Genomic DNA, 23,227 nt, shown 5'->3' with positions numbered 1-23,227 from the left:
TAGCCCGACGACTGACGCCCTCTTCCCGACCCGGTTTTCACGTTATTTGCAGTCTGGACAGACCCCGGATGGCTCGCAAGCCGCAGTTTTCCACATTTTCAGATGATCCGCTGATCTTTGCCGAGGAGGCCCGCAGAGCGGCTCTCCAAACCGAGGGCGTGACCGCAACGGCCATTCAGGATATTCCACATCCGTTCTGGCTCGTCTCGGCCCTTCTCTGGCAGCAGACCGTCCGTTTTGACCCGGAAAGTCCGCTCTGGCCCGACCGGGACCGTTTTTTTGTCTCATCAAGCCGTCTGCTTCCACTGCGGAATGCTTTCCTCAATCTCGTCTCATCCTCCGCTCCTTCCAGCGCCGCGACGGAGCTGTTCGGGCTGGCGGGAGCCCTGCCGGGACAGGCCATCGCCGCCGCCTGCGGCATGACGTTGGCCGAAAAAATTCTTGCCAGACGCTTCGGTCGCTCCCTTGTCGATCATCGCACATGGCTTCTGGCCCTGCCGGGAGACCTCGAAACGGGCGTAGCGCTGGAAGCAGCGGCTCTCGCCGACCGGTTCCATCTGGATCGCCTGACAATCATCGTCGCATCGGCCACCTCCGCACCAGAAGAGAAAGCGGACCTCTCACTGGCGCTGGACAGGATCGAGGCCTCCGGCTGGAGCATCCGGCGTCTCGATGGCGACGACGCCAATGCTATCGCGCAGGCTCTCGCCGCCACGCCCAGAGCCCGGAAACCCCGCCTCATTCTGTGTGAAACGTCCGGCAAGACGACGCCCCCACCCCGACCCTCGCGCGCGAAGGACACCGCGAAAGACTCCACGCAGCCGGATGTCTCCGCACCTGAAATCATTCCCTCCGACACCAGACGACGCGGATCGGTCCAGCGGTCGTGGCTACGCAGGCTGACCCGCCATCCGCTACGGGCCGAATTCGAACGCACGCTCGAACGCCGCACGCCCGCCCGTCTTGAAGACGATTTCCTTCGTCATGCGGGTGAAAGCCTGCCAGTGGAGCACGAGGGAGGAGGCTCAGACACCTCCCTTCTCCACTTCGGCGTCAAAGCTCGGGAACGACTCGCGGACCTGCTGCCCGAGTTTGTCGCTATGTCCGCAGGTCATGCTCCCAAAAGCGTGGGCGTTTCGCCCGGCGAGGCCGGTTTCTTCGTCTGCGGTCCCCGTGAACCCGCGATGGTCGGTTTCATGAACGGGCTGGCGCTGCACGGGAGCATTCTGCCCTGCGGAACAGCCAATCTGTCCTCGGCGGACCGCATACGTCCCGCCCTGCGTTTTGCCGCGCTCTCGCGGGAGCGGCTCCTTCTCGTGCTGATCGAGGATGACCCGGAAGCCTCCACCTGCCCGCCCTGGCAACAGGTCGAGCAGCTCGCCAGCCTGCGCGCCATGCCCAATCTGGCGCTGTTCCGTCCGGCGGATTCCCACGAAGTCGCGGCGGCATGGCTGTCGGCTCTGTCATGGCGCCACGGCCCGGCCGTCATTGTCCTTGCGCGGCAGGGCTCCCCAGCCAGCGGGCAGAACACGTCCCCCGCCCCGGCTGACACCGCCACGCCGCCCATCCGGAAAACCGAGCAAGGCGGTTATGTGCTGCGTGAGGCGAAAGGCGGCCCCACCCATCGCGCCGTCACCCTGATTGCATCAGGCCCGGAGGTGGGTCTGGCGCTTCAAGCGCAGCATCGACTTGAGAAGGAAGGCGTTCCCGCCGCTGTGGTATCGCTACCCTGCTGGGAGCTATTCGAAAAGCAGGGCGCACCCTATCGCCGGTCCGTTCTGGGACAGTGTCCACGGGTTGCGATCGAGGCGGCTTCCGGCTTCGGGTGGGAACGCTGGCTCGGGGACACGGGAATTTTCATCGGAAGTGAGGAATTCGGAGTAGCATCCGGGTTCGACCCGTTATACCAGAGTTCTGGCCTTACGCCTGATGTCGTCTGCACACGCGTACGCGCCCTGTTGGGCGTGACGCAGAAGCAGGAGGACCGTGCGCGTACGGAAACCCAGAAACGCGGAGGGGACCCGCGACTACGCCCGTCCCCCATCGTAAAGTCCAACCATCGTCCCGGACCGGGACGATAAGAAGAAAAAGAAGACGGAGACAGAGCAGATGGCAGTCAAAATCGCGATCAACGGGTTCGGTCGCATCGGTCGCCTCGTCCTGCGCGGCATCATCGAAAGCGGACGGACAGACGTTGTGCCTGTGGTCATCAATGACCTCGGCAGCGTGGAAGACAACGCTCACCTCCTGTCCTACGACAGTGTGCATGGCCGTTTCCCGGCTGACGTAAAGGTCGACGGAAACAAGCTGATCATCTCCGCCAACGGTCGCACATGGGACCCGATCCTCGTGTCCTCCGAGCGCGACCCGTCCAAGGTTCCGCTACAGGGCGTCGATGTCGCCATGGAATGCACGGGCCTGTTCACCTCCAAGGAGAAGGCCGCCCCTCTGCTCGCCGCAGGTGCGCGCAAGGTCATCATCTCCGCTCCGGGCGACGCCGTGGACGCGACCATCGTCTATGGCGTGAATCATGACACCCTGACCTCCGACATGACGGTCATTTCCAACGCGTCCTGCACAACAAACTGCCTCGCGCCGGTCGCCAAGGTTCTTGACGACGCTTTCGGCATCGTACGCGGCTACATGGTGACGATCCACTCCTACACGGGTGACCAGCGCACGGTGGACACGCTGCACAAGGATCTGCGTCGCGCCCGCGCCGCCGCGCTGAACATGATCCCGACCTCCACGGGCGCCGCCCGCGCTGTCGGTCTGGTTCTGCCGCACCTGAAGGGCAAGCTGGACGGCACCGCCATCCGCGTTCCCACGGCGAACGTCTCGCTGGTGTCCCTCGACTTCGTGCCGAAGACCGTCCCGGCCTCCGTCGAAGCCGTGAACGAGGCCATCAAGAAGGCGTCCGAGTCCGGTCCGCTGAAGGGTGTTCTGGCCTACAACACGGCGCCGCTGGTCAGCAGCGACTTCAACCACGCTCTGGCGTCTTCCACGTTCGACGCCACGCAGACCTCGCTGGTCGATGGCGGTCAGCTCGTCCGCATCTGCGCATGGTACGACAATGAGTGGGGCTTTTCGAACCGCATGTCCGACACGGCAGCGGTTTTCGGCGCACTCTGAAACTTTTCAGGCGGTCACGTTTTTCCGGTGTGACCGCCACCCCGCCTCAGGTTTCCCGGACGGTGACGGCCCGAACGGGCTTGTCCGGTTCGGGCGACTGGAAAGGATACAGCGATGGCTAACCTCTCCTTCAACACGCTCGATTCTCTTGACCCGCGCGGCAAGAAAATCCTCCTCCGTGCGGACCTCAATGTCCCTGTGCGCGATGGCGCAATCTCCGATCTCACACGCCTCGAACGGCTGGCGCCGACCATCAGGGAACTGTCCGAAAAGGGCGGTCGTGTGATTGTCGTCAGTCACTTCGACCGCCCCAAGGGCAAGGTCGTTCCTGAGCTTTCTCTTGCGCCGGTTTCCGAAGCTCTGGCCAAGGTGCTGGGCAAGAAGGTGACCTTCGTTCCGGACTGTCAGGGTCAGGCCGCGCAGGACGCCGCAGCCGCCATGCAGGACGGCGACGTGATCGTTCTGGAAAACACGCGCTTCTATGCGGGCGAGGAAAAGAACGATCCGGAGATGGCGAAGAACCTCGCTGCCCTGGCTGATATTTACGTCAACGACGCCTTCTCGGCGGCGCACCGTGCCCATGCCTCCACTGAGGGCGTGGCGCATCACATTCCATCCTTTGCCGGTCGCCTGATGGAGATCGAACTGAACGCTCTGGAAGCTGCTCTGGAGAATCCGGAACGCCCGGTCGGCGCGATTGTTGGCGGCGCGAAGGTCTCGACCAAGCTCGACCTGCTCAACAATCTGATGGAAAAGGTCGATATGCTGGCGGTTGGCGGCGCGATGGCCAACACTTTCCTCGCGGCGCAGGGCTATTCGGTCGGCAAGTCGCTCAAGGAAGAGGACATGCTCGATACGGCGCGCGAGATCATGACCAAGGCGAAAGCCCGTGGCTGCGATCTGGTTCTGCCGATCGATGTTGTTGTCGCCTCCGACTTCATGGCGGGTGCGCCGACGGAAATCGTGGATGTCACAGCGATCCCCGATGGCTGGATGGCGCTCGATGTTGGCCCCAAGACCACGGCGCTACTGGTCGAGAAGCTTTCCGGCCTGAAAACTCTGGTCTGGAATGGTCCGCTCGGCGTGTTCGAGCTGCCTCCTTTCGATGAAGGCACCAATGCCGTCGCGCAGGCTGCGGCGAAGCTGACCGAAGCGGGCAAGCTGAAGACCGTTGCCGGAGGCGGCGACACGGTTTCAGCCCTCCGTCATGCCGGTGTGCTGCGTGAGATGAGCTATGTTTCAACGGCTGGCGGCGCGTTTCTTGAGTGGTTGGAAGGCAAGATTCTTCCGGGTGTGGTTGCTCTCGGAGAAGCCGCCCGTGAGGTCGCGCCTCTTTAAGAAACCTTTAATTGGCGTCAGAATAATCTGACGCCATGATTTCAACCGATCTCATCTCGATCCTGTCCCGACCGGGAAACCGGGGCGGCGCGTCCCGCACTGGTGGCAGGAGGAGCGTCGAATCCACCGATGCGGATCAGTTGGATGAAAGCCCCTCCCGTCGCTCACGCAAACTGGTGGACGGTCTCGATCTTGACGGACCGATGCCTGTTTTCCGCCGACGTGGCTACTATCTTGATCTTCTGATCTGATTTTTCCGTCTTGTAGCGTATTGCCTGCTCAGCTAGACAGGCAGCGTGTGTCCGCGTAGCTCAGCAGGATAGAGCACAGGATTCCTGAATAATTGGGCGCCATGAGGGGAAACCGCATGGTGGATCTGCTCAAAGTCGGGGAACGCTTGACCCTCTCGGGTTATGCCGATCCCGAGCCAAGCCCGGAAAATTCCGGGAAGGTGTAGAGACTGGACGGGCAGCACCTTCGGATTTGCAGAAATCCATGGTGAAGGGACAGTCCAGACCACGAACGTCGCCTCATGTGGCGACGGCGGTGAAAGCCGAAGTGGTATGAATCCTGGGGCCGTGGGTTCGAATCCCGCCGCGGACACCATTTTGTAAAACCGGTCGTTTCCGGAGAGCCTGCTTCGACAGACCTGAGACAAGCTGGTTCAGCAGCCTATCTTCCCCAAATGCGAATCTCCCTGCCATTGATCCCTATGCGCTCGACGAGCCGCACGGAAATACCCTGATCGGTTCTATCAGGCCAACGCACCAATAGAAGAACCGCGCCAAGCCCGATCACGTAAAAATCTCACAGCAACGAACACCGGGGCTAAACACGTAGCCCCGGCTCAGATCGCCTATTTCAGCCGGGAAGCAATTTCCGAGACACGCTTGCCATACAGTTCCGCCGTAGCGAGATCGCCCTTATGAACCTCGTCGACGGAAGCGTCGGCCGGCGCACGCGTCAGCAGGCCGACCGAACCACCCAGATTGTTAGGGTCATTCGACGTCGCCGCCTTCGTGTTCGACGGAGGCAGGCCCAGACTGACCCAGATGCCGCCGTGCTGGGAAGCCAGTGTCTGCAGGGTTATCAGCGCCACCTGCTTGTCACCGTTCGGGCTGGCGGAGTTGGTGAAACCGCCGAAAACCTTATCCTGCCAGCCACGTGTGAACCAGACTTTCGATGTCGCATCGGCAAATTTCTTGAACTGCCAGCTCACGTTACCCATATAGGTAGGAGCGCCCATGATAATGGCGTCCGCCTCATTCAGAGCTGTCCAGTCTGTGTCGCTGATGTCGCCGTTCGCATCGATCGCGACGAGCGTGGCATCGGCTCCGCGCGCTACGTGCTCGGCAACCACCTTCGTATGACCATAGCCTGAGTGATAGACGACGATAACCTTGCTCATGACTGAACTCCCATAAGTGCGATATAAAACAATGACATTTCGTTCTTGATTTCATATTGAAACCAAGTTTCATTTTCCAAGTTACTCATGGAACCAAGACACGACAAGAAGGCACCTGCAGGACACATGGTTACTCAACGGAAACCAACACCATCATGCTCTTCTCAGGCGTTCGACGTGTATGCCCGGGACTGCCCCGCACGCGTGGTTCTGAACCGGATCGGCGACAAATGGGCGCTCCTGATTCTTGATTGTCTCAGGGATGGCAGCGCACGCTTCAGTGTGATCCGAAGAAAGATAAGCGGAATATCCCAGAAAGTCCTGTCACAAGTTCTGAAAAGTCTCGAGCGTGACGGGCTCGTGCTGCGAACAGTCCATGCCACAGTGCCGGTCGCTGTCGAATACAGCCTGACATCTCTGGGCGAAACATTGACGCAGGCCGTTGCCAGCCTGACGCACTGGGCGGAGCAGCATATGGAGGAAATTCAGGAAGCGCAGCTCCGGTATGACGGAAAGATAGCCGATAGCTGATGTTGGCCTGGCGCTTCTATATCTCTCCGATCCTGAAGTAGCCTGCTGATCGCGACAGCGAAGATGAACAGCTTCACCTGTGGTCTCTGATTAGTTAGAAATATGCCTGTCTACGGAACAGCCTTGCTGATTTATCCCTCCATCAAACTTGCTCGTAGACCAATTTTTTCAGCATTGGTCCCACTTTACCTTGGAGTATCAAGGATAGTTCCAACATGAATGACTGGCGCATCGCACAGATGTCGTATAAAAATCCTGAGATATAAGAAGAATTTATTTAATTAGATTCAAAAAATTTCCAATCTTCAAAATTCATGATCGCCTTGTTTCGTGAAATGCATAGATCACAAAATTTAAGATTTCGTTCAATATTTTATCTCCACCAACAAACAAAAGATAATATTTTTATTATGTATTTATATTTATAGTAATTAATAAATTTATACAAAATTATTATTGTTTATATTTTTTCATATTAATTTAAATTGTATATATTGTATTATATAAAAATCAAATATTCATAGTTTTAAATATTTATATGCTGTGATTCACACCCACTTACAATTATACTTTACCTTGGCAAGCCATAGATACCGGATAAAAGCAGAGCCATATGTCTGAAAAAAAAGAAATTAAAGCGCTCACTGGCATTCGTGGTGTAGCAGCCTGCTGGGTTGTAATGTATCATACTTGGACCGCTGGAAATCATCATATTCCCGGATTAATTGGTAGATTTTTACTCCACGGATATTTGGCAGTAGATTTATTTTTTATTCTCAGTGGATTAGTAATGTCCATGTCATATGGACATCTTTTTGAAGAACATTGGAAATATTCTGATTATTTCAATCTGATAATCAGGCGTATAGCCCGCCTATGGCCTCTTTATATTATCACCTTGATCATCACAGGCGTTCTTTCATATTTCTTTGAAGGCAAAACATTTTCTCCCGGCTTGTGGCTGGCTAATTTCATGATGATACAGACATGGAGCATTGGAGAATCGATCAATGGTCCCTCATGGTCTGTCAGTGTAGAATGGGCGGTGTATTTTATTTTTCCTTTTTTGTGCTTTCCAATACTAAAAATGCACAAAATCATTCCATTCATTTCCGCTTTCGTTTCATTTTTTTTGATTATATTAATAATTAGAATTGGAGAAAACACTGGAATTCAACGCAAAGGCCCTCTTGATATATTTGATCCACATAGCATTCTCCCTTTTCTGCGCTGCATCTCGGAATTTGTCCTTGGCATGATCTGTTATCGGGTAGTTGATGCAGATTTTGCACTTTTTCGATCAAAAACAATATCTACAATCATCGCATCGATTGCGTTTGTGTCCTTATTTTTTGATGGAATAGATATTTTTTCAGTTCTTGTTTTTTGCTTATTGATCATTACGCTTGCAAATAAAAACAATGCTTTATCACGCATCATGACATACATTCCCATTTATTATCTCGGCGTTTGGTCATATGCCATTTATCTATGGCATCGATCTTTTCTTTTTATAATTGGAGATGTATGGAATGGTCATCACACTGTACTGAGGCCATTGATTGTTCTGATCGCCTTGATTGTCGTTTCATCTATCTCATATTATTATATTGAAAGACCGTTTCAGAAAAAAATTAGGGAAATGAATTTTATATTTTTCAAAAGCTCAGCGCGTGTCGTCAACTCAATCTGATCAACAATCACGCCAGCGGATCATCGCTTCAGCGAAATGAATGAAGCCTGTGAAATAGGGTTCTGTGGTCGTAGCGGGTTGTGAAACGACAACAAATGTCTGAAGCGATTGCTGTGCTTGTAAAAAGCACGATCATACATGATGAATATCTTGCTGTTCCGTTTTAACGTGATCACTGCTCCTGCTTTCATGCCAGATATCCGTTCGTGCAAACTGACCCTATCCGGCTGGTCCGTTCCGTCTCTCACTGTCACAAGATGGAATTTTTCCTCCTTGCGGCGGAGATAGTGGCAGATGATATGGTGTTTGGTAGTCCAGCATCATCTGACGCAGGTCGCCATGATGAATCATCATATATAAGGTACGCCGGAACGTTCATGCTGCGCATTCAATGGAATTTTTTCCAGAACCGCCCCGTCTGCTCCCGTTTCGGCTAACCCAACAGTCTGGGAGGCTGAGAATCTCTTCAAGTTTCTTGCCCAAGCCATCAAGATAGGCGGCATTTCAGGGCATTAGGTCGAAACTGAATGCCCGCTCCCAATCTGTACAGACCGGGCACCAGATCATAAAGCGACGTCAGAGTCCTTACGCTGTAAAAGCCCTGTGCGACAACGTTACCAAGACCTGCCCTCACAATATCGCCTCGAACACTATCCGATAACTGGTTACCTTTCTGCTCTTGGCCATTACAGAGCAGGAGATATCAACAATGATAGCCTACACATGATTCATACCCCCGAGGACATCAAGGAATTTATAGAGATAAACTCCCCAAACCTTCAGTCTTCAAAAAACGCCAGCTTCTTCAGGATATGCAACGCTGCAATTCTCTCACATTCATCAAGCGGTGCCAGTGTGCATGCGGTTACATCCGAAGCGCTCGGAATCAAACTCTCGACCAAGGCACTGCCTTCCGGCGTCAAGGACACGATACGCTGCCTGCGATCATTCCGATCTTTGACAATGCTCAACAGATCCCTTTTGCACAAACGCATGACAATATCGCGTAAAGTTGCATGATCAATACCCGTTGCCGCGCTGATCTGCACAAGAGGCGCCTCTTGCAGACGGTGGACCGTCACCATGGTCGCAAACTGGGCGGAGGTCAGCCGGTCATCGGGAATTTCACGTTGGAAAATGATCGTATGCCTTTGATAGGCACGACGGAGCAGGTATCCGATCTGATTGCAAAGCTCATAATCTGCATCATTTGACATCGGATTTTTCTCCACTGAAAACACTGGAGATTCTCACAGGCTCTGAGAGGATTGTATATTCAAATTTCCTGATCGCACGCCCTGCCCTACAAACAGGCCAGTGTCCCATACCACATTCCGAATGCCTCGACCGACCATCCCGTCCACCGAAAATTCCACATGGCACTCAACCGCTATTAATAATGTACACACCACTGAAAGGTTTTCAAACCTTACTGGAACAGAAGAAGAAAATGGAGAGTGTCGGCTGTAGGACAATGTTTTTTTGGTGGATTCTTTTTTGTTGCAGAATCGAATCATAATTCATATTATCGTTTATACGCTATAAGCTCGCAGCGTAGCGTTTCCCCGGTTGTCCAGATTGCCACCCCGTCAGACCCATGTGAGGGCAAGGATTGATCTCAATGCGTATCGTCCACCAGAACAAACTCGCATTACGCCACATGGCCTTTCTGTCCACAGTAATGGCCGTCATTCCCTCATACGGATGGGCGGCAGAAAAATCACCGCATGTCAGCAAAGGCAAGATGCAGGCACCTCACACAGTATCTACGCCCAAGGCATCTGCCGCACGGCACGCCCCGACACGCGCCATACAACCCGAGCTTATGCAGGTTCAGGGACGACGCGTTTCGCATGGCGCACAGACCGTCATCTCCCGACGTGTCTTTACAAACGCTGTTGCCGGAACATCCGTCATGAAGGCGCTACAGAACGTGCCGGGCGTCCTGTTTCAGTCGGACGATGCGCAGGGCGTCGATACGGGCGGCGTCAAGCTCTATATTCACGGATTTTCGCAGAACCAGATTGGCTTTTCACTGGATGGCATCCCGCTGGGTGAATCCGTCTATCGCAACTATAATGGTCTGAACGCCGTCGCTGCGCTGTCTTCCGAGAATGTCGGCCATATGGAGATGTCCCAAGGGGCGGGAGCCGTGGACATGCCAAGTACCAACGTGCTTGGCGGTGCAATCATGATTTCGTCGTCAGACCCCAAAGACAAATTTGGAGGCACTCTGGCCGCGACCGGTGGTAGCAACAGCACGACGCATGCCTTCATCCGCATCGACAGCGGCAAGCTGACCCCCTCCGGAACCAAGTTCTATGTGTCTTATATGCGGAATGACACAAAGCTGTGGAAGGGATACGGCTCCCAGTTTTTCCAGCAGGCCAACCTGAAGCTGGTGCAGCCGATCCGTAATGAAAGCAGCGTCTCGCTCCTGTTCGACTGGGCAGATGTCCAACAGTTCAACTACCAGTCTGAAACGCTGGAAACCGTTAAAAAGCTGGGCTACGGCGTCTCCAACTACTATCCGAATTACCGTTTGGCCTATGAGGCGGCGCAGGGAATCTACTCGCATGGCGAAGGCACCACCAGCGACCCCAAGGATGTATCCTACTACGCCGGAACAACGGCTTCCCGCGATCTGCTGGGAGGTCTGAATTTTCACCTGAAGCTGGCAGACCGCCTGCAATGGGATTCTGTCGTGTACGGCCACAACCAAAAGGCCAATACGCAGTGGTCCGATCCATGGATGGCCTCAGCGAACGGCGCTCCTCTATCCGAGATCGTCAAGCAGCCTGATATCCAGCGTTTCGGCCTGACGTCGGGCATGACGTATGATATCGGCAAACACAAAATTCATGGCGGCATCTGGTACGAAAACAACAAATACGTCTCGAACATGTTCGGCTATAACGACCCTCTGCTTGCGGACGGACAGACGCTGACGCCCAATCCTTTCCGCAAATGGTCCGATCCTTTCGCGAAACTCTGGGGTCAGACCTACAACACCAATACGATGCAGACCTATCTCGAAGACACCTGGCGCCCGGTCAAAAACCTTTCGCTCCATGCAGGCTTCAAATCCATGCTGAGCACAACCCGTGTCTCACAGACCGGAAATTACGAGCCCTATACCGGAACCAATGCCCTTGCCGGTGGCGTAGGCCTGACGACATTCGGAGCATTCCTGCCGCATTTCAGCGCAGACTGGCATTTCCTGACGCATCATGAGCTGTATTTCGATATCTCCAAGAACATGCGCGCCTATCCGGAAAGCGGCTATCACCTATCCGCATCGCCATTCGCCGTCTCGCAGGACGCCTTCAACCTGTCACGCAACTCGGTCAAACCCGAGACCAGCTGGGCTTATTCGGTAGGCTACCGTTTCACTCAGCGGTATGTGGATTTCTCGGTCAGCGCCTATCACGTGAACTTCTCGAACCGTCTGGGCGCTCTGGTCCAGGGCAGCCAGACCAACCCACAGACGACGGTGCTGAACCTTGGCGGCGTGACAATGAACGGCATGGATGCTGGCCTGACCCTGCGGCCGATGCGTGGCCTCTCGATCTTCAACTCGATCAGCTACAACCACTCGACATACGACAACAACGTCACCCAGCAGGGCACGACCTACGCCACCAAGGGCAAGCATGTCGTGAACTACCCGGACCTGATGTACAAGGCGACGGCGGAATACACCTACAAGAAGGCCAGCTTCAACATCGACGCCCTCTGGACCAGCAGCCGCCCGTTCAGCTACACGAACGACACGTCCCTTCCGTCCTATTGGCTGGTCAATTTCGGAGCGCGCTACAATTTCGGCCATATCGGACGTCTGGAAAATCTGACCGCATCGTTTAACGTCACCAACCTGACTGGGTCGCGCTACCTGATCATGACGGGCGATGACGGTGGCAACCCACTTTCAGGCGACTACCAGTCGCTGGTCGTAGGCGCTCCCCGCCAATTCTTCGGTGGGGTGAAGGCAGATTTCTGATGTTATCCTGTCCGGATCGGACATTCCCCGAAGCTGCCTTTCCGGAACGATGGAAAGGCAGCCACGCCCCCAACCGGATGGCTGCATGAACGGCACGATGAACGACCAGCGCCCTGCCCTGTGGGAGCGGATGAGCTTCGGCTTCGGCGATCTGGCAGGCAATGCCCTATTCGGAATTACCGGGGCCTATCTTATCTACTATTACACCAATGTTTACGGCATTTCAGCCACCTCCGTCGCCCTGCTGATGCTGCTGGCACGCGTGGTTGATAGCGTAGTGGACCCAGTCATCGGATATCTGATCGACCATCGTATCCTGTTCGGAGGGCGTGTCCGACCCTACCTGAAATGGTTTTCACTACCGCTCGGCCTCCTGACATTCTGCTGCTTCCTGCCCCTGCCGCTTGGATCAGGCGGACGCCTCGCCTGGGCTTATGCCACGTATCTCGTGATGGGCGTGCTCTTCTCGCTCGTCATCGTGCCTTACGGGCTCCTACCCAATGTCATGACACGCAACCGGGAGGACCGTCTTTCCCTGTCCACTTTCCGCATGATGGGCGCAACGCTTGCGACGTTTCTTGTTGGCTCGTCCATCCTGCCAATGGTGCACCTGTTCGGCGGAGGTAACGAGAAACTGGGATATCCGCTGGCGATGGCCGTTGCGGGGGCCTTGGGCGGAGGGCTGGCGCTCATTCCCGTCTTCACTTGCCGAGAGCGCTATGATCTGGAAGCGAATGACAGCCCCGTTCAGGTCCTGCTCGGCTCCCTCTTCCGCAACCGGGCATGGGTGATTGTCACAATCGTACTGAGCCTGTTCTATATCAATCTGACGGCGTTCTATGGCCTGTCACTCTATTATGCGACGGAAGTCCTGCATCGTCCGCAGTATTTCGGGGGACTGCTCATCTCAATGATGGGTGCCAGCAAAGTTCTGGGAGTAGTTTGCTCTCCCTGGCTGGCTGGTCGCGTCGGACAGAAACTGACGATCGTCCTGCCCTACATCCTGTCGGCCATTGGTCTGGCGCTGTTTGCGTTTGGACCGAATGATGCTTTCTATCTTGTAACGGTCTTCGGTCTAATCTGTTTTTTCCAAGGCATGACCCTGCCTGTTTTCTACGCCATGGTCGCGGATTCCATCGACTACGGTACGGCCGTGACAGGTGTGACGGCGTCCGGCATGGCCTATTCCGTAAACAGCTTCGCAGGAAAGGTTGCCTGGGCCATCGGCGGCTCACTCTCCGCTGCGATACTGGGGTGGGGTGGCTATGTGCCTCATGCCGCCACTCAGACACACACTGCCCGCGCCTTCATCACATTCGGCTTTCTGGGAGTGCCTGCCTGTGTCGCCCTGCTCTCGATCCTGATCATCCTGCTCTATCCCTCCGAAGCCGAGATGACGCGCACCCTCCAGCCGGAGACACCCGTTGAGCCACAGAGCATCTGACATGACGCACGCATTCCAGAACGAAGCGGCCGCGATCGTCACGCAGATGACGCTCACAGAAAAGCTCGACCTGATCTGCGGCAACGGCCTGTGGCGCACAACGGGCGTGCCCCGACAGGGACTACCATCCCTGCTGATGGTCGATGGCTCCAACGGTCTACGTGTCGTGCCAGACCAGATTTCCCAGAACGCCCAGAATGCCGATCTCGGGGCATTTCTTGATGCCGTTGAGACAACAGACGATCCGGAAAACCGGGACGACAACGTCCTTCTTGGCAAGAGCGTGCCGGCGACCTGCTTTCCCGCGCTTTCGGTTCTGGGCAACAGTTGGGACATCGCGCTGGCCTATGAAATCGGGACGGCGCTGGCAATCGAATGCCGTGCCGCAGGCGCACAGATTCTGCTCGGGCCGGGGATCAACCTGCGGCGCTCACCGCTGGCGGGTCGGGGGTTCGAATATTTCAGCGAAGACCCGATCCTGACAGGAGAGATGGCGGCGGCCGTTATCCGTGGTCTTCAGGAGCATGGCGTAGGGGCGTCACTCAAGCATTTTGCGTGCAACAATTCGGAAGTTGAACGCATCAGCATGGATTCCATTGTCGAGCCTCGCGCACTTCATGAGCTGTATCTTCTGGGATTCGAAAGAGCGATCGCCAGAAGCAATCCATGGACGGTCATGACGTCCTACAACCGGCTCAACGGGATACAGACATCACAAAACCCCTGGCTCCTGCGTGGTGTTCTGCGAAAGCGCTGGCACTATGACGGGACAATCATGTCCGACTGGCATGGCATTCAGGACCTCCCCGCGGCAGTAACGGCCGGGAACGATCTGGACATGCCGTTCAATGCCGCCCGCCTGAGACGGCTTGAAAACGCCGTTTCAAGCGGGAACGTGCCGGTCGCAGCGCTGGATGAAGCCTGCACCCATATCGCCGCACTCACTCTGCGGATTGGGGACGCCCAGCGCAGACTGCCCGTCTCACGCCCGGATTTCGCGGCCCATCACGATCTTGCCCGTAAAGCCGCCTCCCGGGCCTGCATTCTGCTAAGCAACCAGAACGACATCCTGCCTCTTGCCCCCCAATCCGGCAAACGGCTGCTGATCATTGGCACAGGCGCGGTTTCGCCTGAGATTCAGGGAGCGGGCAGCGCCGCCGTGCGACCCATCCGATGCGATATCCCGCTGGACTGTCTGCGAGCAACCGCACCTGAAGGCGTATCCATTCTTTGGGAACCCGGCTGGAGCGCGAATGGCGACCATGACACACAACGTCAGGACAGCGCCCTTGCCGCTGCGCGCACGGCTGAAACCGTTATCGTGTTCGCTTCCACGCCACCCTGCATCAGCGGCGAAAATGCCGACCGGCCCGATCTGAATCTTTGTCCGGCGCATGATCGCCTGATTGCCGAACTGACGACAATCCATGACAGGGTTGTGGTGGTTCTGACGCATCCGGACGCAGTCGTACTGCCATGGGCCGATAACGTGCAGGCCATCCTCTCGGCAGGCTATGCAGGCGCCGGATTTGGGCAGGCCGTTGCCGATCTCCTGTTCGGGCACACCAACCCTTCCGGCAAAACATCCGTCACATGGCCTGTGCGGGTGGAAGACTGCCCTGCCTTTCTGGGATATCCCGGCGAACAGGGGACGCACCTGTACCGGGAAGGCATTTTCGTCGGATATCGTTTTTTCGATATTCGTCGGATACAGCCTCTTTTCCCGTTCGGCCACGGGTTGTCCTACACCTCCTTCACTTATGACACTCTGGAGCTTGCAGAGGGAGTAGACGGTGTTGCCGTCCGGTTCACACTCTCCAACACTGGCGTCCGCGCAGGGTGGGAGGTGTGTCAGCTGTATCTCGGTCGAGCGCCAGACCCGCTCAACCGGGCCCTCCCCCATCACCCTCTTCGGGCGCTAAAAGGGTTTGCGACGGTTTATCTGGAACCGGGAGAGAGCCGTGTCGTGAACATGACACTGGACCGCCGCGACCTCGCCTATTTCGATACCGTGCGTGAGGACTGGACCGTGCCGACCGGAACGGTCAGTGTCGAAATCGGGGCCTCATCCCGTGACATCCGCCTGTCGGCTCCGCTGCATGTCACGGGCGATGCCAGACCGGCGCGATGGCTCGACCTGCATACCCCACCCGGACAGGCGCTGGAGGTCCCCGGCGTGCAGGAAAATCTGGTCGCATGGCTTGCCGAGGTGACAGGACAAACCATCGCCGAAACTGAAACGCGGCTCGCTCCCTGCTCCCGCTCCTTCCTCGGCATTTACGACACGCTGTGCTGGTCGTTCGGTCCAGAACTGGACGAAACGCGCCTATCGCACATTCTGAACGACGCCAACACACGGAGTGGCGCAAATCCTCCCGGACATCTTAACGCACTGGATCCGTCATGATTGTTGAGAGCACAGTGCCCCCGGCCCGCGCATGGAACACCTGGTCCGACCGCCCGGCAGCAATGACGTTCCTGCCACTTGGCGTTCATGTAACGCCTCTGCTTTATTCCACCAGCCAGCGCCGCGCGACACTACTCGCGCCGGGCAAGGATCTGCTGCTAGGCACTCATGACATCGACGGACGGTTGGTGGAGTTTGTAACCCGGCATGACGGAACAGACATTACATTCCGCTATGAGAAGGACGATCCTTACTGCCTGCGCGGCACATGGGACGGAAAGGTCCTCGCGGAATGGGGGCTGCGTTACTGGCTGACACTCTGCCTCTCTGCCGAGTGCGGCGCCACCGTAACCTATAACGGGAGCGCTGCCGTCATTCAGGTCGGCTATCGGTACGTGGCCCTGATGGGGGATATCGCCCCTGTTCAGGTTACAGCTCATGAGACGCTTGAGGCTGTAGCAAAAGATTTCGACGATAACGGCTATTTTCATAAAGCCAGCAGAGGCGCATCCGCCCCCGTCATCGCATTGCGGTTCAATCTGGAAATGATGCGCACAGGACGCTTCGCCGCAGCCGTCGCCGACAGTGAAGCGTTGGCTGTCGAGAAAGCACGAGCGGCACTTGAGCGCACTCCTGAGAAAGCGCCTGTGCTTCCAACTCAGACCGGACGTCACGCCGGGGCTCTGGATGCCGTCCGGGATGTCATGGCCTGGAACACCCTGTATGACGGCATCAATCGTCGCCCGTATACCACTTTCAGCCGGATCTGGAATCTGGGAACATTCGCGGTCTGGTACAACGATCAGACGTACTCCGCGCTGATGACCGCTCTTCTTGATGGACAGGCCGCGCGCGAGAACATGGCCGTGGCGACAGCAAACGCAACGCCTCAGGGCAATTTTGCCTGCCTTGCCACATCGAACGACACATGGGTAGACCGCACTCAGGCTCCGAATGGCGCGTTCATGACGTGGATGATCTATCTGCGTCATCGCGAAAAATCATTTCTTGAATGCCATTATGAGGCTTTGTGCCGCAACCACTTCTGGTGGCGTCGCGAGCGTGACCCGGATGGCATGGGACTTGTCTCATGCGGAACATCCGATGTCGGAGAAGCTTTGTATAAGGGCACTCACTTCGGAGCCCGCAACGAGACGGGTATGGATAATTCCCCAACCCATGACGAAGCTCTCTACGACCCGGAAACGCGCACACTCTCACTGCTCGATGTCGGGCTGAACTGTTCTTTGGCGCTTGATGCCGAATGTTTGGCGCATATTGCGCGGGAACTGGGGCTTGCAGAAGACGCACAGACCTTCAATGCAATGGCGGACGACACCCGAAGCAAGATCCGGGAGCATCTGTGGGATCATGAACGCAGTATCTTTGCCAATCGCCAGCGCGATGGCGGGTTCGTACGCAGTCTTGGCCCGACAAGCTTTTTCCCGCTGATCTGTGGTGCCGCCACGCCTGAACAGGCACAATCCCTGCTCGGGCATTTTTCTGATCCGGTTCGTTTCGACGGCCCGTATATGATCCCGAATGTCAGCCGGGATGACCCCGCCTTTACAGATAACGTCTACTGGCGCGGTCGCATCTGGCCCAATGTGAATTATTTTGTATGGCACGGATTGCGACGTTACGGTTTTGTAGCTGAAGCCTCCCTGCTTGCTGAACGCAGCATGGCGCTGTTCAACCAATCATGGCTCGACCGCAGGATCGCAGCCGAAAATTACTCGGCGACAACGGGTGAAGCCAACGACCAGCCGGATACTGACCTGTTCTATTCCTGGGGCGCGATGCTGCCGATGCTGGGCGTTGCGGACGTCATGGACATCAATCCCTGGGCAGGCTGGGAACTGCACAATACAGGTCAGGACGTCACACTTGGCCCGATCCACACCCCCCTTGGACAAGTCGTCGTGACAGCTACGGATGGTCGTATGACCCTGTGCCGTGGACAGGAAAATATCCTCTCCTGGACAGGAACAGGCCGCCTGACAGCACTCACGATAAGCGAGGGCCTGCTGAGTTGCCATATCCACGCTGCTGAAGGCCAGCAGGGCATCCTGACACCCGGTCCGACCTACGCCTCACGGATCGTGGAAAGCCGTCTCGATGGCAGGCCCCTCCCCACCTTACAGAGCCCGGACATAGACCTGTCCGGTATTCGTTCTGGGCAACGCCTCGATCTTTACCTCGCTCCACTGCCCACAGCATGAACACCACAGCATTGCCCACCTGGTTCCAGACACCAGAAAACCGCTTCCGAACTGCGGCCTTCTGGTTCTGGCATCATCTGCCCACGCCCGAAATGTGCCGCGAGGCCATCGCGGATATGAAACGCGCTGGGCTGGGCTGTATTCTCGTGCAAGCACGACTTGCCATGCCACTGTCCGACTATCTTTCTCCGGACTATCTGGCCCTGTGCCGTCTCGTCTCCGACCTGGCAGAGGAATACGGGCTAGCCATCGAAATCTACGATGAATATGGCTGGATGTCGGGGCATGGAGGCGGTCTCACTGTGCAGGGCGCGGATCATCTCCGTGAACGTCACCTTTTCTGGGTGTCCGGTGTTCTTAAAAACGGAGAGGCTACACTCCAGATTTCCGGTATCGACGCCACGTTTCTGGATTTCCTCGGGCCTGCCGGGAAACACTGGACACATGATGGTGGCAAGGCCCAATGGGGCTTGTGGCAGATCGTAGCTGCTGGCGTCATACCGTCCCGGACACTTCTTCAATCTTCCCAGATCAGATTTCTAGAAACAAACGAAAGCGGTTGCACCGTACAGATCTCTGCCCCGGATCTCGCGGACGAAACCCCCATTGCCCTTTTCGTAGCGGCAACATGCCTGACCTCCCGGCTGGTCAATTACCTTCTACCGGAAACGGCCGAACGTTTTTCTGACCGCGTTTACACGCCTCTACGAGAGGCTTTTCCCCAAGCCGAGGCGTTTTTTTTCGACCATCCCTATGCCGGTTTCTACACATGGAACGGCCAGAACTCCGGCCCCAGCCCCGACGCAATCCACACTTCCCTCCTCTGGGACGACAGCCTGATTGACGCTGGAATCAGCGGTACCGTTCTTTTGGACGCGATTTATGGCACGATCCCACAGGCGGCATCCCACCGGGCGTATCTGTTTGAAACCTACGCCCGGCAAATGCATCATGCCTTTTTCGGCACCCTAAGACGGTGGTGCGACGCGCACGACATTGGTCTTACCGGCCATGAACTGCTGCCCCATGTCGGTGGCTGGAATCTGCTTGGAGGGCTGGGCGGCATTGATGTGCGCGTTGCTCCGGGCGTGGACTATTTTGATCTCGACACGTTCAAGACCCAGACCGTCACGGATGCTGCTGACTATCGTACCCAGCTCTCCGCCATATTGGGAGACTCCCTCGCCCGAGCGCATGGCCGAACACGTTGCACGGTCGAACAGTATTCTACCGGTCGGGAAGCGGGTCGACCGTCACTGCACGGACAATGGGACCTTTCGCTCTCTCGGCTACGCGCCCAGATGATCCGTCATATCCTTCAGGGCGCACGCCGCGTTCTGCTTCATGCCATTTTCCTGCCAGACGCGCTTCATCCGAATTCCGCTCATCAGTCCGACCCCCGTTTTGACTTCGCTCCCGGCTTCAACCTTCAGCCCTGGTGGGACGATGCACCAGATACTCTGATAGAGATGGCACGCCTCTCGGCTTTTCTGGAAGACGGCACGCCGGTACGATCCGTAGCCCTGTTCTATCCTCTGGAGGACCTCAGGGAAGCCGGCAGTATGCCTGACTGCGCCGCTCATTTTGGCTTCTGGGCCGAGGCATTGATGAATGCAGGCGTCGGATACACCATTATTGACGAAAAACAGATCAGTAAGGCAACCGTCCGTGACGGTTTTCTACATCTGGCTTCCGGCCAGTTTGACACGCTCATTCTGCCTGACGTCACCGTCGTCCATGATCATCAAACCCTCTCGACCTTTGAAGAATTCTCCCGCACAGGAGGGCGTCTGCTCAGATCAGGCAGTCCCGTAACAACCTCCCGAAATGACAGAACCCTACGCCTTGAAGGCCCAGCTATCACACCCTCGGAAATTGTTCCCTTTATTGACGCGGCCTTTCTTCCACCTCTCCTGTTAATCGAAGATCAGCCTCAAAGGATCGCGTTACAAAGATTGAGCCCATCCCTGTTCCGCGTGGCAGTCTTCAATGACTCCGATCTGGAAAGGACCGCCAGACTTGCTCCGGCACCACAGGCCCGGACTCTTCAAGAATGGCGATGCGATACTGCGGTGGCGATGTCACCGGTTTTTATCCCCGCAAATACGACATTCACCTTCCCCCTGATGCCACGCCAGGTTTCAACCTTCGAGCTATCTGTCACAGCAACAGAATCCCGCTGTTTCCCTGTTCGGGACGAACCATGCCTCACGACTTGTTATAAGGAGATGCTCGAAACAGGCTGGCTCTTTCAACCCGGTCAAGACTGCCTTCCATTGTCTATCGCCGTTGACTGTGGCTGGGAACAACAAGGGTTTGAGCGATTTTCCGGTGTAGGCATCTATACTCTGCACCTCTCCAATTCCAACAGCCCCTCCAAGCACGACCTCTATCTGGTCTTGCCAAAAATTGCCGGCACAGTGAAATGCTTCGTCAATGGAACCCTGATCGGGAAAAGCATCGAACATACGGCTTCATTTCTTCTCCCTCCTTCAAATCAGGATTTTGAAATTAGTCTACAGATCCGCAATACCGCAGCAAACACACTATACCCTTCAATGGACCCGTCCTTAGACCCAACAACCTTTTCTTCCGGTTTGCTGGCAGCGCCCTACATATGGAACGGGATTGCGCCAGAAAACACCCGAGCGCACCATTCATGTCTGGGGCGGTATCAGCCCCTCTCGCTTTTAACGCAAGAGTGACATAATAATTTCCAGACAGGTACAAAACCGTTACAAGCCCAGCCTGACAGACCATCATTTTGGGGGCCAATCCAGCCTCTCCGTTCTTGCCGCAGGTACAATGGAAAAATGTCAACCAACAACAACGATGCCCTACCAAATTACGATCTGGAACAGCAGATAGGACACCTCCTACGGCGCGCCTATCAGCGTCACACTTCCATTTTCCAGAAAGAAATATCAGACGAGCATCTGACATCCGTGCAGTTCGCCGTGATGGTGACAGCCGAAAAGCTCGGGTCCGCCCCTTTGGTCCAGATCAGCCACGAAACAGCCATCGACCACGCAACATTACGAGATATCGTTTCCCGCCTGAAGAAGCGAGGACTCATCAAGGTGGTTCAGGACAGCGCCGACCGCCGACAGAAGCTCGTGTCGATAACGCCGGACGGCAGAACCCTGCTCCAGTTCGCCATTCCTGCCGCCCGCCTCATCACCGAGGAAACACTCTCCCCCCTCACCTCATGTGAGCGTCTTGCTGCACTGGAAGTTCTCAAAAAGCTGGCGCAATCCTTGGATTGAATCACTCACTGGCGGCTGGAGATGAACTCTGTCCCGCCCACGTCATGAGAAACTGCGGATTGATCAGCCGCACCAAGGCGAGATTCACCTCGCCTCCTTAACGAACACCTCCGCAGTTTCTCATTCTTTTCAAATAATGCGGCAAGATTCCTCCCTATTACTCCCACGCATCATTTCCTGTAACGATGCAATTCCGGCAGATTAAGCCCCGGATTGATCTCGAAATTAATCATGAGCCCTACCTGCGCCGCATAATTGACGTGTGGAAGCACTCTGTCAGAGGCCAACTGATCCGGATTCCATATATATTCAAAATAAGGGGTCGCCATCACACCTGGCGCGATGTTCAGGCCATAGTTCACTTCCATCATGGTTTCAGTGCTGTTCCACTGATTGTGGTAACCCTCGGCCTGAAGAGAAGCATTCATGGCGTGCACCACCTTGCGATTCCAGAGATAACTCTGGAAAACCAGACCAACGTAATCACGAGGCCGAGAACGGAAAGGCCCCCAATCGAAAAGGCCTGCAACAAAACCATTTCTGACAGTACCATCACCAGAAGTCAGGAAGTTCGCCGAACCGAAGACAATCAGCCCTCGCGTGCCCTCCGGGTCAGGCTTCCAGATCATCTGCTGCGCCTGCGCATACACCGTCGTACGACCACGTCTTGGCTGTGCCTTCCCACCATACAAGGCAGTAATCTCACGTGACGTATTATAAAGCGGGTCATTGTAGATCGACGTATCGTAAGTAAATCCAAGACTATAGGCACGCGGATATTTGTCAGTGGAGAAATCAGTATGATAACCGGCTTCAACCGGGATGAATTCACCCTGAGCTTTGTCGAAGCCCCAGTCAGGTCCCGGCCAGCCATTATGATTCTTCGCCCTGACCCAAGGCTCAACTTCCCAGATACCTCCTTTGATATAGGTCGCTGGCGTTGGCTTGATCAGCACGCGCGTACTCCATGAAGATACCGTAAAGGATGGAGATGAGCCATCAATTGTAAAAGTTGTCGGAGACGAACAGAGAAACGTAGCGAACTGGCAATATAACTCTGAACCTTCGAACTCTCCGCCCTTCGGGTTAGATCGCCCTGCCAGAATAAAAAGATGCTTGTTGAACAATTCCTGATCCCAGGTGAACTCTCTCACCTGCAGACCATCATGGTTGCCCCATGTGTTGATCCAAGACCAGTCCGAAGCGTTATATTCCCAACTACGTCCTTGTCCGGCCACATCATCAATAATGAAATGAACCTGACCACCCGGGATACCCGCGATGCGATGCATATCGAGATTGAGGCCGAGTAAAACCCAGTTTGTATAGGCTGATCCGGTTTTGTAACCACCACCCACATTGGCGTTCAACTGAGATATATTCCATCCGTTGAAATAAACTCCGTAATCTGCGAGCGATTTTCCAGCTTTTTCCACTGGACTGAACTGTAGAGAAAAAAGATAAGGCTGGGCAAGCGTGGAATGGGCGCCATTTTTAGAGACGATCGCCGGACCATCGCCACCGTTTGGAGCTGGCACGAATTTTGGCACACCCGGTTGTGTCGGGGAATGAGTAGCATCGTAGAGACTCCGCGTACCTTTCACATAATAAAGGCTATTCCTGCTTTTTTCTGTATCAGAGATGTCCGGATCAGCCAGAGCGACCCCCGAAAACAGCACGCTCGCCATGCCGCACCACCCGCCAAAGCGCAATGCACGGCGCGCAAAGAAACCATCATGTCGAACTTCGTGTCCTAACACTTACATGTCTCCGTTTTGTCGCCCGA

The 23,227-nt window shown here is 55.6% G+C and carries 15 protein-coding genes; 12 read left to right on the top strand and 3 right to left on the bottom strand.

The features are described from left to right. Positions 1-68: 68 nt before the first annotated feature. From LKE90_RS00535 to LKE90_RS00520, 4 genes are all read left to right on the top strand, one after another. Positions 69-2,081 (top strand): transketolase-like TK C-terminal-containing protein, encoded by a 2,013-nt coding sequence (locus tag LKE90_RS00535; RefSeq protein WP_291493888.1) that lies wholly within the window; start codon positions 69-71, stop codon positions 2,079-2,081. A gap of 28 nt (positions 2,082-2,109) precedes the next feature. Next, positions 2,110-3,132 (top strand): type I glyceraldehyde-3-phosphate dehydrogenase, encoded by a 1,023-nt coding sequence (gene gap, locus LKE90_RS00530; RefSeq protein ID WP_291493886.1) that lies wholly within the window; start codon positions 2,110-2,112, stop codon positions 3,130-3,132. A gap of 114 nt (positions 3,133-3,246) precedes the next feature. Beyond that, the gene (locus LKE90_RS00525; protein WP_291493884.1) at positions 3,247-4,470 is read left to right on the top strand and encodes a phosphoglycerate kinase; all 1,224 of its coding nucleotides are present in this window, start codon (positions 3,247-3,249) and stop codon (positions 4,468-4,470) included. Positions 4,471-4,505: 35 nt separating this feature from the next. Then, the gene (locus tag LKE90_RS00520; RefSeq protein WP_291493882.1) at positions 4,506-4,721 is read left to right on the top strand and encodes a hypothetical protein; all 216 of its coding nucleotides are present in this window, start codon (positions 4,506-4,508) and stop codon (positions 4,719-4,721) included. A gap of 605 nt (positions 4,722-5,326) precedes the next feature. Here the strand turns inward: LKE90_RS00520 and LKE90_RS00515 are convergent. Next, positions 5,327-5,878, bottom strand: a complete 552-nt coding sequence (locus tag LKE90_RS00515) for a flavodoxin family protein (RefSeq protein WP_291493881.1) — start codon at positions 5,876-5,878, stop codon at positions 5,327-5,329. Positions 5,879-6,004: 126 nt separating this feature from the next. Between LKE90_RS00515 and LKE90_RS00510 the strand changes: the two genes are divergently transcribed. After that, positions 6,005-6,409 (top strand): winged helix-turn-helix transcriptional regulator, encoded by a 405-nt coding sequence (locus LKE90_RS00510; RefSeq protein ID WP_291493879.1) that lies wholly within the window; start codon positions 6,005-6,007, stop codon positions 6,407-6,409. A 613-nt stretch (positions 6,410-7,022) separates the two neighbouring features. Beyond that, positions 7,023-8,102: an acyltransferase family protein gene (locus tag LKE90_RS00505; protein WP_291493877.1), complete on the top strand. Its 1,080-nt coding sequence runs from the start codon at positions 7,023-7,025 to the stop codon at positions 8,100-8,102. A gap of 779 nt (positions 8,103-8,881) precedes the next feature. On the opposite strand, the gene LKE90_RS00500 is transcribed toward LKE90_RS00505, so the two are convergent. Then, on the bottom strand, positions 8,882-9,319 hold the full coding sequence (locus tag LKE90_RS00500; protein WP_291493875.1) for a MarR family winged helix-turn-helix transcriptional regulator: 438 nt from the start codon (positions 9,317-9,319) through the stop codon (positions 8,882-8,884). Between the two features lie 404 nt (positions 9,320-9,723). On the opposite strand from LKE90_RS00500, the gene LKE90_RS00495 reads away from it, so the two are divergent. From LKE90_RS00495 to LKE90_RS00470, 6 genes are all read left to right on the top strand, one after another. Next, positions 9,724-12,102, top strand: a complete 2,379-nt coding sequence (locus tag LKE90_RS00495) for a TonB-dependent receptor (RefSeq protein ID WP_291493873.1) — start codon at positions 9,724-9,726, stop codon at positions 12,100-12,102. Between the two features lie 85 nt (positions 12,103-12,187). Beyond that, a complete protein-coding gene (locus LKE90_RS00490) occupies positions 12,188-13,546 on the top strand; it encodes an MFS transporter (RefSeq protein WP_291493871.1) in 1,359 nt (452 codons plus the stop codon). Position 13,547: 1 nt separating this feature from the next. Continuing rightward, complete coding sequence (locus tag LKE90_RS00485) at positions 13,548-15,953, top strand: beta-glucosidase family protein (RefSeq protein WP_291493869.1); 2,406 nt, start codon at positions 13,548-13,550, stop codon at positions 15,951-15,953. Beyond that, entirely contained in the window at positions 15,950-18,175 is a 2,226-nt protein-coding gene (locus LKE90_RS00480; protein ID WP_291493867.1) for an MGH1-like glycoside hydrolase domain-containing protein, read from the top strand. The genes LKE90_RS00485 and LKE90_RS00480 overlap by 4 nt, the downstream gene beginning before the upstream one ends. Then, positions 18,172-20,880, top strand: a complete 2,709-nt coding sequence (locus LKE90_RS00475) for a hypothetical protein (protein WP_291493865.1) — start codon at positions 18,172-18,174, stop codon at positions 20,878-20,880. The genes LKE90_RS00480 and LKE90_RS00475 overlap by 4 nt, the downstream gene beginning before the upstream one ends. Positions 20,881-20,988: 108 nt before the next feature. Beyond that, entirely contained in the window at positions 20,989-21,441 is a 453-nt protein-coding gene (locus LKE90_RS00470; RefSeq protein WP_291493863.1) for a MarR family winged helix-turn-helix transcriptional regulator, read from the top strand. 170 nt (positions 21,442-21,611) lie between these two features. Here LKE90_RS00470 and LKE90_RS00465 read toward each other — a convergent pair whose 3' ends face one another. Beyond that, complete coding sequence (locus tag LKE90_RS00465; protein ID WP_291493861.1) at positions 21,612-23,201, bottom strand: carbohydrate porin; 1,590 nt, start codon at positions 23,199-23,201, stop codon at positions 21,612-21,614. Between the last annotated feature and the right edge of the window lie 26 nt (positions 23,202-23,227).

The sequence above is a fragment of the Acetobacter sp. genome, from assembly GCF_022483985.1.
Taxonomy (GTDB): Bacteria; Pseudomonadota; Alphaproteobacteria; order Acetobacterales; family Acetobacteraceae; genus Acetobacter.
The sequence above is the reverse complement of the archived record's forward strand: the minus strand, read 5'-3'. Positions and strand labels throughout refer to the sequence as shown.

What these genes read in the sequence shown, in the direction of transcription:
- LKE90_RS00535 (WP_291493888.1), top strand. Translation starts at nt 69, where the DNA reads ATGGCTCGCAAGCCGCAGTTTTCCACATTTTCAGATGATCCGCTGATC.
- gap (WP_291493886.1), top strand. Translation starts at nt 2,110, where the DNA reads ATGGCAGTCAAAATCGCGATCAACGGGTTCGGTCGCATCGGTCGCCTC.
- LKE90_RS00525 (WP_291493884.1), top strand. Translation starts at nt 3,247, where the DNA reads ATGGCTAACCTCTCCTTCAACACGCTCGATTCTCTTGACCCGCGCGGC.
- LKE90_RS00520 (WP_291493882.1), top strand. Translation starts at nt 4,506, where the DNA reads ATGATTTCAACCGATCTCATCTCGATCCTGTCCCGACCGGGAAACCGG.
- LKE90_RS00515 (WP_291493881.1), bottom strand. Translation starts at nt 5,878, where the DNA reads ATGAGCAAGGTTATCGTCGTCTATCACTCAGGCTATGGTCATACGAAG.
- LKE90_RS00510 (WP_291493879.1), top strand. Translation starts at nt 6,005, where the DNA reads ATGGTTACTCAACGGAAACCAACACCATCATGCTCTTCTCAGGCGTTC.
- LKE90_RS00505 (WP_291493877.1), top strand. Translation starts at nt 7,023, where the DNA reads ATGTCTGAAAAAAAAGAAATTAAAGCGCTCACTGGCATTCGTGGTGTA.
- LKE90_RS00500 (WP_291493875.1), bottom strand. Translation starts at nt 9,319, where the DNA reads ATGTCAAATGATGCAGATTATGAGCTTTGCAATCAGATCGGATACCTG.
- LKE90_RS00495 (WP_291493873.1), top strand. Translation starts at nt 9,724, where the DNA reads ATGCGTATCGTCCACCAGAACAAACTCGCATTACGCCACATGGCCTTT.
- LKE90_RS00490 (WP_291493871.1), top strand. Translation starts at nt 12,188, where the DNA reads ATGAACGGCACGATGAACGACCAGCGCCCTGCCCTGTGGGAGCGGATG.
- LKE90_RS00485 (WP_291493869.1), top strand. Translation starts at nt 13,548, where the DNA reads ATGACGCACGCATTCCAGAACGAAGCGGCCGCGATCGTCACGCAGATG.
- LKE90_RS00480 (WP_291493867.1), top strand. Translation starts at nt 15,950, where the DNA reads ATGATTGTTGAGAGCACAGTGCCCCCGGCCCGCGCATGGAACACCTGG.
- LKE90_RS00475 (WP_291493865.1), top strand. Translation starts at nt 18,172, where the DNA reads ATGAACACCACAGCATTGCCCACCTGGTTCCAGACACCAGAAAACCGC.
- LKE90_RS00470 (WP_291493863.1), top strand. Translation starts at nt 20,989, where the DNA reads ATGTCAACCAACAACAACGATGCCCTACCAAATTACGATCTGGAACAG.